We start from the raw sequence: 15,924 nt of genomic DNA on the forward strand, positions 1-15,924 counted from the left end.
TTTTAGTTAAGTTGATTACAGCTGTAAATATAAAAAAAGCAAAGAAAAAAAAACCTTTCTTTGCTTTTTGTCATTAATAAATTTCTATGTCATTGGGAATACGGGCTTGAATACCTGTATTCTTCATGAGTTTTTGCAACTCAAGGATATATTTTTGATACTCTCCTAATTCCTCTTCAAACATCCACATTTTTACTTTTTCTTTGGACGTTGATAAAATTGATGCAAAAGGATCCTCCTTAGCAGGATATTCTTTGGTATAAAATGAAGTTAATTTACCTTTAGTAGCTGCTGCATTGATTGCAGCATTCAAATTACCTATTTTATCTACCAAACCGATTTGCAACGCCTGATCTCCTGTCCAAACACGTCCTTGACCAATACTATCCACTTGTGCTATAGAAATATTACGTCCTTTAGCAACTCTATCCATGAATGTTTGGTATGTATTATTAACTTCTACTTGAATAATAGCTTTTTCTTCTTCAGTCAGTGGCTTATCTGGTGTTGACATTAGACTTGCAAATTTTCCAGTCTTCACATCTTCAAATGTTACACCAATTTTGTTATTTAATAAACCTTTTAAATTCGGTATCAAACCAAATACACCAATAGATCCAGTCAATGTGGTCTTCTCTGCGAAAATAGAATCTGCTGCTGCAGCAATATAATATCCGCCAGAAGCAGCGTAATCACCCATTGATACAATAACAGGTTTTACCTTTTTGGTCAATGCTACTTCACGCCAAATGACATCTGAAGCTAAAGCTGAACCTCCGCCCGAATTAATACGTAGAACAACAGCTTTCACTTTGTCATCTTGACGAAGTTTGCGCAATTCTCTTGAAATTTTATCTCCACCGATTTCTCCGACACTCCCCTCACCGTCTACAATACTACCATACGCATAGAGTACCGCTATTTCATCCGAGCCTGTTTCTTCTGTAGTTTTACCCGCATATTTTGTTATCGAAACAATCGAAATATCATCCTTATCTGTAATATTTAATCTTTTCTTCATCTCTGCTATTAATTCATCCTTATACATTTTAGCATCGATAAATTTATATTTCAAAGCAGCATCAGCATTACGAACAGCGTATGAGTCTGCATATTGATGTAAAGAATCTTTTGATATCTTGCGTGCAGCAGCTAAATCATCCAAGAAAGCATCATAAATACTTGTTAAATATGAAGTCACCTGCTGTCTATTTGCTTCACTCATTGAACTTAGAATGAAAGGTTCAACAGCTGACTTGTACGTCCCAACCTTGATAACCTGCATATCAACTCCCAACTTATCTAAAGCCCCCTTCATAAACATAGTACTTGAGCTTAGCCCTCTAAAGTCTAATGATCCCTGAGGATTTAAATAAATTTTATCAGCTACAGAAGCTAAATAATAAGCCTTTTGTGAATAACCGTCACTATAAGCAACAATGAATTTCTTTGAACTTTTAAAATCTTCTAATGCATCACGTATCGCTTTTAGTGAAGCAAAACCAGTCCCAACCGTAGTCGGATTCATATAGATTCCCTTAATATTATCATCTGTTTTAGCGGCTTCGATACGAGACAGAATATCATTCAATCCAATTTCTGAATCAGAAACACCCAACGGAAGATTTAAATCACTAAATGGATTTGATTCTGATTTTTCAGTGATATTGTAATCCATAGATAGGTATAAAACCGAATTAGCTGGCGCGGGCGCTTTCGAGTCTTGAGTAGAACTCGAAACCAGTACAGCAATAATAAAAATAAAACCAAAGAATAAAATAACCCCTGTTATGAGCACTCCAGTGATTGTCGCAAGCACTTGCTTAAAAAAATTCATATTTCATTTAATTTAAGTAATAAATTTACTGCAATAAAATGTAAAACAAAGAAATAAAATTAGATATTGCCAAGGATGAACGACATTTATATATTATTGGGTGCAAATCTAGGAAATCCTAGGTTACAGTTACAAAAAGCTAAAGAGCTGTTAAGTGAGAAAATAGGTACTCTTCTTAAGGCTTCTTCACTTTACCAATCAGAGGCTTGGGGAGTAGAAGATCAACCTCTCTTTCTAAATCAGGTGCTATTGTTTCAGACAACCTATTCCCCACATCAAAGCTTAACCATTTGTCAAGAAATAGAAAATGAATTAGGACGTGTACGTAAAGAAAAATGGGGTGCTCGAATGATTGATATAGATATTTTATATTACAACGATGCCATAATAGAAAGCACAGCACTAACGATTCCTCATCCATATATTCAAGATCGCAAATTCACCTTACAGCCACTTTGTGAAATAGCAAACAACTACAAACATCCAAAATTAAATGTTAGCAATGAAGAATTATTACTAAATTGCATTGATAACTTGAATGTAGTAAAAACCTCGTAATTATGGTCTTTCAAATTATAGATTTGGATGCTATTAATCAATCCATGATGGGTAATGATGAATTGATTAAACAGCTAATAGGCATGTATATAGTACAGTCTCCATTAGATTTTCAATCATTAGATGATGCTATTCTTAGTGGAGATAATAATTTGATACGGGAGAAAGCCCACCATATCAAACCTACCATGCAGTATATCGGTGCACAAAACTTGATGGATGATTTTCAATCGTTGGAATCTTTAGCTAAAGGCAATGCGCCTAACGCTGAGATAATTTCAACTTTTGAAAAAATAAAACCAAAATTTCAAACCATGCTAGATGAACTAAAACATCTTGCAGAAAGGGAATTTTAACAGTTTACAAATCAATTTACAGGAAACAGATAAGTGCCTTCAATTAGCAATTGATGACCTACTACGAATTAACGAAACTTCTCCTATAATCAAGCTCTCTTATGCGATATTTTTAATAAGTTTGTATTGCAAAAGAATACACGCACATGGCATATAAAGGCAATTCATTTAAAAATAATACGCAAAATAAAGTTTCTAAAGAAACAAAAAGTACAGCAAAGACATCGAGTCCGAAGCGTGAGCCAATTTTAAAGCCATTTAATAGTATAGATTTTAGCGAAGGACAACGAAAAGCCCTTAAAATAGCAGGTCTCTTTTTAGTTATTTGTTCCTTTCTATTAGCTGTTGCTTTCACCTCCTATTTATTCACATGGAAAGAGGATCAAAGTTATATTTCAGCAACAAATGGATCTTGGGGAACACTATTCAATACAAATGAAGAATTAGCAGACGAAAGTATAGAAGCACCTGTCGTTGAAAACAAACTTGGTAAATTAGGTGCTTTGTTAGCAAATCAATTTATTTTTGAATGGTTTGGCGTAGCTTCATTCTTATTTGTTCTATTATCATTTGTCATTGGTTACAAATTTTTATATCAAAAGTCCATTTTGCCAATATGGAAAACACTTTTATATTCTATAATTGGAATTATATTTTTATCCGTTACGCTTGGATTTATTCAAGATTACATTGCGGATACACCGCATATATTAGAAGGTAAATTTGGTTACTGGATAAACCAGCTTCTCAACGCACAAATTGGAAAATACGGTGTAGGTGGAATAATAATTTTTGCCTATTTGACTGCCTTAATTTTGATTTATAATCTTGATCTCAAATTTGCATCTAACAAACTTTCAGCTTCCGTTGACGATGACACAGAAGACCTTGATGTTGTTGAGGAAAAACCTTTAAACAAAACTAATACTGTAATTTCTCCTATAGAGAACGAAAAGAACGATTCGTCAGAAAATATTGATGGTGCTGTAATTGAGGTTTCAAATACGTTGCGAAATATCAAAACTGACATCCCAACCTCTACAGTAAATGATAGGTACTCTCATCTTCATGAAACTTTTGAAGAAGAGGAAAATCTAGATGAAGAAGAAACTTCAACTAGCATTGCTTTTGAAGCAAAAGATTCCGAAAAAGTAAATGAAAATAATAACTCTATAGATTTATCCATTCATGCACAACTTCATATCGAAGAGACTGTAGAAGAAACAGTGGTTGACAACCTTGAACTTGCTGTTGAGGAAGTAAAAGAAGAAAAACAAATCACAGCAAATGATCTGGTAGCACAGTTTGGTGAATATGACCCAAAATTGGATTTATCAGGCTATCAATATCCAACATTGGATTTGCTGAAAGAATACGGAACGGGTAAAATTACCATCAACCAACAAGAATTAGAAGCCAATAAAAACCGTATTGTCGACACATTACGTAACTACAATATCGAAATCGAGCATATCAAAGCAACTATTGGCCCAACTGTTACATTATACGAAATCATTCCAAAACCAGGGGTTCGTATCTCCAAAATCAAGAACTTGGAGGATGATATTGCATTAAGCTTAGCAGCACTTGGTATTCGTATTATAGCACCTATGCCTGGTAAAGGTACAATAGGTATTGAAGTACCGAATAGTTCACCTGAGATGGTATCTATGCGTTCAGTATTAGCTACAGAGAAATTTCAAAAAACAGATATGGATTTGCCTATTGCCTTAGGTAAAACCATTTCCAACGAAGTCTATATTGCTGATTTAGCCAAAATGCCACACTTATTGGTAGCTGGAGCTACTGGTCAGGGTAAATCTGTTGGAATAAATGCGATTCTAACCTCATTATTATACAAAAAACATCCAGCAGAATTAAAATTTGTCTTAGTCGATCCAAAGAAAGTAGAATTATCATTATTTAAAAAAGTAGAAAGACATTTCTTAGCTAAATTACCCGGTGAAGAAGATGCAATTATTACAGATACAAAGAAAGTAATCAATACGCTAAACTCGTTATGTATCGAAATGGATCAACGTTATGATCTATTAAAAAATGCACAGGTACGTAATCTAAAAGAGTACAACGTAAAATTTATCAATCGCAGATTAAACCCTGAGGAGGGTCATCGATTCTTACCATTTATTGTTCTTATTGTTGATGAGTTTGCAGATTTGATGATGACCGCTGGAAAAGAAGTCGAAACACCAATTGCTCGTCTTGCACAATTGGCCCGTGCTGTAGGTATACACTTGGTGATAGCGACACAACGACCTTCGGTGAATATCATTACAGGTACTATAAAAGCCAACTTCCCTGCACGTCTAGCTTTCCGTGTGTTATCCAAAATTGATTCACGCACAATTCTAGATACAGGTGGTGCAGATCAATTAATTGGTCGTGGAGATATGCTACTTGCCTCAGGATCTGATTTAATACGTATTCAATGTGCTTTTGTGGATACGCCAGAGGTAGAAGGTATCTCAGATTTTATTGGTGGTCAACGAGGATACCCATCAGCATTTATGTTGCCTGAATATGTCGATGAATCAGGAGAGGGGTCAGGCTCAATGGACTTTGATTTATCAGACAGAGATGCTTTATTCGAAGAAGCAGCTCGTCTTATTGTAATGCATCAACAAGGCTCTACGTCGTTAATTCAACGTAAATTGAAATTAGGGTACAACAGAGCAGGAAGAATCATTGATCAATTGGAATCCGCAGGTATAGTTGGTCCATTTGAAGGAAGTAAAGCAAGAGAAGTTTTATATCCAGATGAGTATTCTTTAGAACAGTTTTTACAAACGTTAAGAAAGGAAAATTAAAAATGAAGAAACTGTTATTCTCAATAGCATTCGTAGGTACTACTGTATTATCTTTCGCACAAACAGATGCGGCAGCAAAGAAAATATTAAATGATGTATCAAAAAAATACAGCGCATATAAAACTATTCAATCTGATTTCAGTTTGAACATTCAGGATTCTGATAAGAAAACCCACAGCACAAAAGGTGTAATGTACTTTAATAAGCCAAAAAATCAGTACGCAATATCACTTACTGAACAAGAGGTTATTTCTGATGGTAAATCGGTTTGGAATGTCTCAAAAGACATAAAAGAAGTTCAAATCTCTGAAAATGAAAACAATAGTAACACTATTGGTCCAAATAATTTATTTAATTTTTATCAAAAAGGCTACAAGTATGTATTAATGCCTGATGAGAAAATAACAAGACAGGGGAATTCGGAAATGGCTAAAGTAATTGAGTTGTCGCCAGAAGACACCAAAACAAATTACTTCAAAATCAAACTCAGAATCAATAAAAACAATCACATTCAAGATGTGACTATTTTTGATAAATCGAGCAATAAGTATACCTATACTATAAACACATTATTTTTAGGTAAACGTTTTGACTCAAAAATGTTTACATTCAACAAAGACAAATATAAGGGATTTGAAATTGTTGACTTAAGATAAAAGAGAAGAGCTCACAAATTTGTGAGCTCTTCATACTTCACACTTTATACAACTATTATAATTCAACAACTTTCATTTTTGGCACCAATGCTTTCATAATAAACCAAGCTACAATGTAAGCAACAGCACATATACTAAACATAATGGTATAACCTGTTTGTATATTCCCTAAGGTATCATATTTATCAAAAAGGTAACCACCAAGTTTTGACATCACAACACCGCCAATACCTCCTGCCATGCCACCAATTCCAGTCACAGATGCTACAGTAGATTTTGGAAACATATCTGAAACAGTAGTAAATATATTTGCTGACCATGCTTGGTGAGCTGAAGCTCCGATACCTATTAATATTACAGGAACCCAAAATGAAATATCACCAAATGGTTGTGCTAATAGTACCACTAACGGAAAAAGTGCTATAATCATCATTGCTTTCATACGTCCATCATAAGCATTATACCCCTTGTTAATATAGTACATCGGAAACCAACCGCCACCTATACTACCTACCATTGTCATACTATACAATACTGCCAATGGCAACATGATTTCTGTTCCAGTCATAGCGTATTGATCCTTTAAGAAGGATGGTAACCAAAAAAGGAAAAACCACCACACTCCATCTGTCATAAATTTCCCAATTACAAACGCCCAAGTTTGGTTGAAGCTAAGTAATTTATACCAAGGAATATTATGTTTAATCTCATTACCAGATGCATCCTCTACAGGCAAAACAGAATCACTATTGATATATTCTAGCTCAGTAGCAGAAAGTCTTTTTTGTTTAGATGGAACGTCATAAAATATAAACCAAAAGATTAACCAGATAAATCCTACAGCCCCTACTACCCAAAAAGCAGACTGCCATCCCCAAGTAACAGCCATCCAAGGCACAGTCAATGGCGCTAATATTGCACCAACATTTGATCCTGAATTAAAGATACCTGTAGCCAAAGCACGTTCCTTCTTAGGAAAGTATTCTGCTGTGGTTTTAATTGCAGCAGGGAAGTTACCAGATTCACCAAAGCCTAGCAATACACGAGACACCATAAATCCTACAACAGACACTGACAATCCTGTAATACCTAATACACCTAGTATTGTTACCGAAAACTCACCAACTTGAAATGCATAGGCATGCAAAATAGCTGCCAATGACCAAATTACAATTGCCCAGGCAAAACCCTTTTTAGTACCTAGTTTATCAATAAATCTGCCTGCAAAAAGCATTGCGATTGCATACGAAAATTGAAATGCTGCAGTAATATTTGCATAATCTGATTTAGACCATCCAAATTCCTCTTCTAAAGTAGGATGCAATAAACTTAGAACTTGTCTATCCAGATAATTGATTGTAGTAGCAAAAAATAGTAAGGCGCAAATTGTCCACCTATACTTTCCTATATTCCCCATAATTTTAAATTTAATTTTATCTTTTGTTTCTCAAAGTATTATTTAGCTTCCTAATATTCCCAATTCCAAACCCCTTAATTCTGCTAAACCTCTTAACCTACCGATAGCAGAATAACCTGGATTTGTAACCTTTTTTAAATCGTCTAACATTTGATGCCCATGATCTGGACGAAAAGGAATAGGTACTTCTCGATTTTGATTTTCTGCCACAAGAGCTTTCATCACCTTATACATATCGACATTCCCATCCAAATGATCTGCTTCATAAAAATTCCCTATTTCATCAATTTTTACGTTACGCAAATGCGTAAAATAAACGCGGTCTTTAATAAGTTCAAAAATTGACAACAAATCATTATCACGATTGGCTCCTAAAGATCCTGTGCAAAAGCAAAAACCATTAAACGGTTTATTTACCCCTTCAAGAATAGCTCTATAGTTGTCTATATTTTTCACTACTCTCGGTAATCCCAATATTGGAAACGGAGGATCATCGGGATGAATTGTCATCTTAATTCCAGCTTCTTCACATATATCTGCAATTTCACTCAAAAACCAGATTAAATTATCCTTCAAGCCTTCCTCTCCCATATTATTATACACATTGATACTTTTCGTCAAATCTTCTAGAAGTATCTCCTTCTCCGTGGGAATCCCCATTAATATGGTTTTAGACAAATCCGAAAGTTCTTCACTTGTCAATGATTTATTCTTCTCCTCTACTTGTTGCAATATATATTCACTATAGTCATTTTTAGCACCTTCTCTTTTCAGAATATAAATATCAAATAGTGCTAAATCTATCCAATTGAAATATAAAGCTGTAGACCCATCCTTCATTTCATAGGCTAAGTCAGTACGTGTCCAATCTAGTACAGGCATGAAGTTATAACAAACAGTATAAATGCCACATGATGCCAAATTCCGTAATGTTTGTTTATAATTTTCTATATATACACCCGCATCCTCAGCCCTAGTTTTAATCGACTCGTGTATAGGTACACTCTCTACTACAGACCAAGTTAAACCAGCATTTTCAACTATATTTTTTCGTTCAAGAATATCCTCTATAGGCCAAACATCACCATGGTTTATATAATGTAATGCTGAAACTATACCTGTAGCTCCAGCTTGCTTTACATCTGACAAACTCACTGGATCATTAGGTCCATACCATCTCCACGTTTGTTCTAATTTACGCTTACTCATTTTTTATTTTATCTAAACACCTGACCATGCCGAAAATCCGCCATCTACATATAATATCTCTCCATTCACAAAGCTAGAAGCATCACTCAATAAGAAAACTAAGGCTCCAGCCAATTCTGAAGGATTACCTAACCTTCCAAAAGGCGTGTTATTTATAAATTTCTGTCCTCTTTCAGTATAAGAACCGTCTGGATTAGTTACCAAAGCTTTGTTTTGCTCTGTCAAAAATACACCAGGAGCTATGGCATTGACACGGACACCATCTCCATATCGTAAAGACAATTCCGTAGCCATCCATTTAGTATACCCTACAATACCTGCCTTAGCAACAGTATATCCCAGCACTCGTGTAATTGCCTGATGAGAAGATAAAGAAGCAATGTTAATAATAGCTCCCTTACGCTTTTCTGCGATCACTTGACCAAAGATATGCGTTGGAATTATCGATCCATTTAGATTTAATTCTATCGCAGATAATGTATCGGAAACAGATACATCAAACAGGTTCTTATCTGGTCCAATCACTGCATTCGGAAGATTTCCACCAGCAGCATTAACTAAACCATCTATGGTACCCCATTTTTCAAGGATAAGATCTTTTGCTTGAATTATTTGTTCTTCATTCAAAACATCAGCTTGAACAGCAAATCCCTCACCTCCTAATGCTTCTACTAACTGAACTCTTTCTATTGCTTTATCCCAATTACGTCCAAGAATCGCAACTTTAGCTCCAGCTTCGGCTAATGCTTTTACAAAAGACTCTCCAAGTATACCTGTTCCTCCTGTAACAACGATAACCTTCCCATTCAAGGAAAATTGATCCAAAATACTCATGACTATGATACTGTTCTTTATAAGGTTTATAACTATAGTAAAGGTGCTAATATCACACTGCAATAAAAAAAATATCAACGACTTTTTACGATAACGATTCCGCAAAATTATAAATAGGCAATCTCCACTATTATCTAAAGTATTTGTAATTTGGATGTGAATTAATAAAAACATGAATAAACCTAACAAAAGAGTACTTTGCTTTGGAGAGTTACTACTACGACTTCAATCAACTTCAGATTCATTTTTTGAGAAAGATAAAAACACGTTAAAAATATATACTGGAGGTTCAGAAGCCAATGTAGCAGTTACCTTAGGCCAATTAGGAATACCGACAAGCTATTTTTCAGCAATTCCACAAAATGCATTATCAAATGAAATTGAACAGATTTTAGAAACCAACTATGTTGATATAACTAAGATATTGCATCAGGGTGAAAGAATTGGTTCGTATTATTTGCTATCAGCAAATGGTTTGACGAATGGTGAAGTTATTTATGATCGAAATTTCTCTGCATTTTCAAACCTAAAAATTTCAGATATTGATTGGGACAACCTTTTCGATGGGATTGATTGGATTCACTTTACAGCTATCAGCCCTGCTTTAAATCAACAGTTAGCGGACTTAACATTATTTGCGTTAGAGCAAGCTACCAAAAAAGGAATTACAATTTCGGTAGATTTAAATTATAGAAGCAAATTATGGCAATATGGCAAAAACCCTATTGACATAATGCCAAATCTTATACAATACGTAGATGTGGTAATGGGTAATATATGGGCAGCAAATAAAATGTTGGGTACAACAATAGATGAATCCTTCTCACGTAGCACTTCAAAAGATGAATATATAGCTTTTGCCAATCAAACAGCTGAAGTGTTATTCACAAAATTTCCTAAAGTAAAACATGTAGCAAATACATATCGATTTATGGATAATCCTACACATAATTTATTTTATGGAACATACCATAATAGAAATACTCACACCTACTCTCAGCCTCGTGAAACTAATGAAGTAATTGATCGTATTGGAAGTGGTGATGCTTTTATGGGAGGACTAATTTATGCTTTACTGCATGATTTATCAGCACAACAAATAATAGATACAGCTACGGCTGCAGGTTTTGAGAAATTATTTGTAGAAGGTGATTTTGGAAATGGAAAAATATAAAGAAATGAACATACTAGATATTATTGAAAAATACCCTGTTATTCCAGTATACTATAACGATGATCCACAGGAGTGTATTGATGTAGTAAAAAAATGTTATGCTGGTGGAATAAGAGTATTTGAATTTGTAAATCGCGGAGCTAAAGCATTAGAAAATTTTAGAATATTACTGGACTATAAAAATCAGTTTTTACCGGATCTAAAATTAGGTATTGGAACTATCAAAACTGCACAACAAGCTGTAGAATTTGCTGAAGCTGGTACAGAATTTTTAGTAAGTCCAATAATAAAAAGAGAAATTGCAGAAGTAGCAAAATCATATCACCTAGAATGGATACCAGGCTGTATGACACCAACTGAAATTGCTTTAGCAGAAGAATTGGAGGTAAAGTTAGTTAAATTGTTCCCTGGAGATACATTAGGACCTAATTTCTTAAAAGCCATAAAACCATTATTTCCAAATTTAAAATTCATGCCTACAGGTGGAGTAGATACGACGGAATTAAGCATAACTACATGGCGACAAGCAGGAGTTTATTCTGTTGGTCTTGGTTCAAAATTATTTGCAGCACCATCAGATTCAACTGAGGTAAATTGGTTAGAAAATAGGTGCTCCCAATTATTAACATGGGCTAAATAAACTATAGATTTTGTATATAAAAAGAAAGGCTTTCCAAATTTGGAAAGCCTTTCTTTTTATATACAAGAAGAGAATTAATCTTCTTCTTTTGATGCCAATAATTGATCGTACTCTTCACGAGAACCTACGATAATATTACTGTACGAACGTAAACCAGTACCTGAAGGAATCAAGTGACCTACAATTACATTTTCTTTCAAACCTAATAAGTCATCACGTTTACCTGCGATAGCTGCCTCATTCAATACTTTAGTAGTCTCTTGGAAAGAAGCTGCTGAAATGAATGATTTAGTACCTAATGAAGCTCTTGTGATACCTTGTAATAACGGACTTGAAGTAGCAGGAATTGCATCACGAACTTCTACCAATTTCAAATCTTGACGTTTCAAGTTAGAATTTTCTTCTCGTAAACCACGCAAAGTAACGATCTGACCTGGACGAAGTTTATTTGAATCACCAGCCTCTACAACTACCTTCTTATCAAACAATGAATCGTTTTCTAACATGAAATCCCATTTGTTTACTGCTTCTTTCTCTAAGAAACGTGTATCTCCTGGATCTTCAATATTCACTTTTTGCATCATTTGGTGAACGATAGTCTCAAAGTGTTTATCGTTAATTTTTACACCTTGTAGACGGTAAACCTCTTGAATACCATTCACAATATATTCCTGAACAGCAGATGGACCTTTGATAGATAAGATATCTCCAGGAGAAATCTGACCATCTGACAATGGCATACCTGCCTTCACGAAGTCATTATCCTGTACTAAGATGTGCTTCGAAAGTGGAACCAAGTATTTTTTAACTTGACCATCACGAGATTCGATTGAAACCTCGCGGTTACCACGTTTAACACCACCTAAAGTTACAACACCATCAATTTCGGTAACAACAGCAGGATTTGAAGGATTACGTGCTTCGAATAATTCCGTTACACGAGGAAGACCTCCTGTAATATCTCGTGTCTTACCTGTAGAACGAGGAATCTTAACTAAGATAGCACCTTCTTTCAATTTCTGACCATCAGATACAGAAACGTGAGCTCCTACTGGAATATTGTATGAACGAATTACCTCACCTTTATTGTCAAGGACTTTAATAGTAGGGTTTTTCGTTTTATCACGCGTTTCGATAATTACTTTCTCTTTGTGACCTGTTTGATCATCTGACTCTTCACGGAAAGTAACACCTTCGATGATTGCGTCAAACTCAACCTTACCAGCAAACTCAGAGATGATTACCGCATTATATGGATCCCAATCAACAAGTTTAGCACCTTTTTCAACTTTTTCACCCTCTTTCACGTATAAGTTCGATCCGTAAGGGATAATTTGTTGATAAAGAACTTTACCGCTGTTAACGATTTTGATCTCTCCAGAACGTCCTAATACAACTTGGTATGGACCTTCTTCACCTTCTTTTTCTACTGTACGTACATTCTCGAATTCTACAGTACCTTCGTATTTAGCAACAATCACTGAATCAGAAGCGATGTTTGACGCTGTACCACCCACGTGGAACGTACGAAGTGTCAACTGTGTACCTGGCTCACCAATTGATTGTGCTGCGATTACACCGACAGCTTCACCCAATTGAACACGTTTACCAGACGCTAAGTTACGACCGTAACAACAAGCACATACACCACGCTTAGATTCACATGTCAATACCGAACGAATTTCTAAACCTTCTATACCAGCCTGGTCGATAGCAGTAGCTACTTCTTCTGTAATATCATCATTAGCTGCAACGATTAGTTCGTTTGTCTCAGGGTGAACAACATCATTCAATGGTGTACGACCTAAGATACGATCATATAGTGGCTCAATTACGTCGTCATTATCTTTTAATGCAGTTGTATAAATACCTCTTAAACCTCCACAATCAAAACTTACAACGATCATATCTTGTGCTACGTCATGCAAACGACGAGTCAAGTAACCCGCATCGGCTGTTTTCAATGCTGTATCGGCAAGACCTTTACGCGCACCGTGGGTAGAGATAAAGTATTCTAATACCGAAAGACCTTCTTTGAAGTTTGATAAAATCGGGTTTTCGATAATTTCACCACCAGAAGATCCAGATTTTTGAGGCTTAGCCATCAAACCACGCATACCTGCAAGCTGACGAATCTGTTCTTTCGAACCACGAGCTCCTGAGTCCAACATCATGTATACAGAGTTGAAACCTTGATTATCATTCGAAAGAATATCCATTACGTGTGAAGTCAACTTATTGTTGATACGTGTCCAGATATCGATAATTTGGTTGTAACGCTCATTGTTTGTAATGAAACCCATGTTATAGTTATTCATTACATCATCTACTTCAGCAGTAGCTTGAGCAATCAATTCAGTTTTAGCAGCTGGAATTTGAACATCTTGTAAGTTGAACGAAAGACCACCTTTGAATGCTGTTTGGAAACCTAATTCCTTCATATCATCCAAGAATCTTGCAGCACGAGCCATACCTGTATTCTTCACGATCTCACCAATTACATTACGTAATGATTTTTTCGTTAAGATCTCGTTGATAAAACCAACTTCTATAGGAACGATTTGATTGAAAATTACACGACCAACAGTAGTCTCTATAATTTTTGGAGCCAACTCACCTTTCTCATTTAAATCGTTTGCTCTTACTTTAATCCAAGAGTGAAGATCTATTTGTTGCTCATTCAAGGCAATAATTACCTCTTCAGGAGAATAGAAAGTGCTTCCCTCCCCTTTCATTTTACGAGTCTCATCAGATTTACGACCTTTAGTAATATAATAAAGACCCAATACCATATCCTGAGAAGGTACTGTTACTGGAGAACCATTTGCCGGGTTAAGGATGTTATGTGCAGCCAACATCAAAATTTGAGCTTCCAAGATTGCAGCATTACCTAATGGTAAGTGAACCGCCATCTGGTCACCGTCAAAATCGGCGTTGAACGCTGTACACACTAATGGGTGTAATTGAATCGCTTTACCTTCTACCAATGTAGGTTGGAAAGCTTGAATACCCAAACGGTGAAGCGTAGGAGCACGGTTTAGTAATACAGGGTGTCCTTTCAATACATTTTCTAGGATATCCCATACTATAGGATCTTTACGATCTACGATTTTCTTAGCCGATTTAACAGTTTTTACAACACCACGTTCGATCATCTTACGAATGATGAATGGTTTGTAAAGCTCTGCAGCCATATCTTTAGGAAGACCACACTCATGTAATTTCAAGTGAGGACCTACAACAATTACCGAACGAGCAGAATAGTCAACACGTTTACCTAATAAGTTTTGACGGAAACGACCTTGTTTACCTTTCAAAATATCAGATAATGATTTCAACGCACGGTTACCTTCTGTTTTTACAGCGTTAACTTTACGTGAATTATCAAATAACGAGTCAACAGCCTCTTGAAGCATACGTTTTTCATTACGTAAGATTACTTCAGGAGCTTTAATTTCGATCAAACGTTTCAAACGGTTGTTACGGATAATCACACGACGGTATAAGTCATTCAAATCCGAAGTAGCAAAACGACCACCATCCAAAGGCACTAAAGGACGTAACTCTGGTGGAATAATTGGAACGATCTTAACAATCATCCATTCTGGTCTATTTTCAATACGTGTGTTAGCACCACGGAAAGCTTCTACAACATGAAGACGTTTTAACGCTTCATTTTTACGTTGTTGTGAAGTTTCGTTTGCAGCTTGGTGACGTAAATCGTATGATAATTGATCTAAATCAAGACGTTTTAACAATTCTTCTAACGCCTCAGCACCCATTTTAGCAACGAATTTTTGAGGATCGTTATCGTCTAAATATTGATTCTCTTTTGGTAAAGTATCTAAAATATCTAAATACTCTTCTTCTGTTAAGAAATCCATGTAAGAAATACCATCATCTTCTTTGATACCCGCTTGAATAACAACGTATCTTTCGTAGTAGATGATCATATCTAATTTCTTCGTAGGAAGACCTAATAAATAACCAATCTTATTAGGGAGAGAACGGAAATACCATATGTGTGCAACTGGAACCACTAATGCAATGTGTCCCATACGCTCACGACGTACTTTTTTCTCTGTCACTTCAACACCACAACGGTCACACACGATACCTTTATAACGGATACGCTTATATTTACCACAGTGACATTCGTAATCCTTTACAGGACCGAAGATACGTTCACAGAATAAACCGTCACGTTCTGGTTTGTACGTACGATAGTTGATCGTTTCTGGTTTAGTAACCTCACCGCTTGAACGCTCCAAAATAGTTTCTGGAGAAGCTAAGCTAATCGTGATTGAAGTAAAGTTACTTTTAATTTTATTATCTTTTTTGTAAGACATACGTTGTATAACTTAAAGATGTATGTTAGAGCATAAGAGGCTCATCACCTCCTATGCTTGAATATT

At 35.5% G+C, this 15,924-nt stretch carries 11 protein-coding genes; 6 read left to right on the forward strand and 5 right to left on the reverse strand.

Annotation, left to right across the window (positions count from 1 at the left end):
- Positions 1 to 73 precede the first annotated feature (73 nt).
- Positions 74 to 1,837, reverse strand: a complete 1,764-nt coding sequence (gene sppA / locus IPZ78_RS04800; protein ID WP_225551835.1) for a signal peptide peptidase SppA — start codon at positions 1,835 to 1,837, stop codon at positions 74 to 76.
- Positions 1,838 to 1,912: 75 nt separating this feature from the next.
- On the opposite strand from sppA, the gene folK reads away from it, so the two are divergent.
- The 4 genes from folK to IPZ78_RS04820 all read left to right on the forward strand — a co-directional run bounded on the left by folK (position 1,913) and on the right by IPZ78_RS04820 (position 6,235).
- The gene (gene folK / locus IPZ78_RS04805) at positions 1,913 to 2,395 is read left to right on the forward strand and encodes a 2-amino-4-hydroxy-6-hydroxymethyldihydropteridine diphosphokinase (RefSeq protein WP_225551837.1); all 483 of its coding nucleotides are present in this window, start codon (positions 1,913 to 1,915) and stop codon (positions 2,393 to 2,395) included.
- A gap of 2 nt (positions 2,396 to 2,397) precedes the next feature.
- Positions 2,398 to 2,751, forward strand: coding sequence for an Hpt domain-containing protein (locus tag IPZ78_RS04810; protein WP_225551838.1), 354 nt, complete (start codon positions 2,398 to 2,400; stop codon positions 2,749 to 2,751).
- Between the two features lie 146 nt (positions 2,752 to 2,897).
- Positions 2,898 to 5,579, forward strand: coding sequence for an FtsK/SpoIIIE family DNA translocase (locus tag IPZ78_RS04815; protein ID WP_225551839.1), 2,682 nt, complete (start codon positions 2,898 to 2,900; stop codon positions 5,577 to 5,579).
- A 2-nt stretch (positions 5,580 to 5,581) separates the two neighbouring features.
- Entirely contained in the window at positions 5,582 to 6,235 is a 654-nt protein-coding gene (locus tag IPZ78_RS04820; protein WP_225551840.1) for a LolA family protein, read from the forward strand.
- 55 nt (positions 6,236 to 6,290) lie between these two features.
- Here IPZ78_RS04820 and IPZ78_RS04825 read toward each other — a convergent pair whose 3' ends face one another.
- Genes IPZ78_RS04825 through IPZ78_RS04835 form a run of 3 tightly spaced genes read right to left on the reverse strand, consistent with a single transcriptional unit; the run spans position 6,291 to position 9,695 of the window.
- Positions 6,291 to 7,655: an MFS transporter gene (locus IPZ78_RS04825; protein WP_394371237.1), complete on the reverse strand. Its 1,365-nt coding sequence runs from the start codon at positions 7,653 to 7,655 to the stop codon at positions 6,291 to 6,293.
- 39 nt (positions 7,656 to 7,694) lie between these two features.
- Positions 7,695 to 8,861, reverse strand: coding sequence for a mannonate dehydratase (gene uxuA, locus IPZ78_RS04830; RefSeq protein ID WP_225551843.1), 1,167 nt, complete (start codon positions 8,859 to 8,861; stop codon positions 7,695 to 7,697).
- 12 nt (positions 8,862 to 8,873) lie between these two features.
- A complete protein-coding gene (locus IPZ78_RS04835) occupies positions 8,874 to 9,695 on the reverse strand; it encodes an SDR family oxidoreductase (RefSeq protein WP_225551845.1) in 822 nt (273 codons plus the stop codon).
- Between the two features lie 172 nt (positions 9,696 to 9,867).
- On the opposite strand from IPZ78_RS04835, the gene IPZ78_RS04840 reads away from it, so the two are divergent.
- Together IPZ78_RS04840 and IPZ78_RS04845 are read left to right on the forward strand one after the other, a co-directional pair.
- Positions 9,868 to 10,869 (forward strand): sugar kinase, encoded by a 1,002-nt coding sequence (locus tag IPZ78_RS04840; protein WP_225551847.1) that lies wholly within the window; start codon positions 9,868 to 9,870, stop codon positions 10,867 to 10,869.
- A gap of 4 nt (positions 10,870 to 10,873) precedes the next feature.
- Positions 10,874 to 11,509: a bifunctional 4-hydroxy-2-oxoglutarate aldolase/2-dehydro-3-deoxy-phosphogluconate aldolase gene (locus tag IPZ78_RS04845; RefSeq protein WP_225551849.1), complete on the forward strand. Its 636-nt coding sequence runs from the start codon at positions 10,874 to 10,876 to the stop codon at positions 11,507 to 11,509.
- 74 nt (positions 11,510 to 11,583) lie between these two features.
- On the opposite strand, the gene rpoC is transcribed toward IPZ78_RS04845, so the two are convergent.
- Positions 11,584 to 15,858 (reverse strand): DNA-directed RNA polymerase subunit beta', encoded by a 4,275-nt coding sequence (gene rpoC / locus IPZ78_RS04850; RefSeq protein WP_225551852.1) that lies wholly within the window; start codon positions 15,856 to 15,858, stop codon positions 11,584 to 11,586.
- Positions 15,859 to 15,924: the final 66 nt, after the last annotated feature.

Source organism: Sphingobacterium bovistauri (assembly GCF_020295405.1).
Taxonomy (GTDB): Bacteria; Bacteroidota; Bacteroidia; order Sphingobacteriales; family Sphingobacteriaceae; genus Sphingobacterium; species Sphingobacterium bovistauri.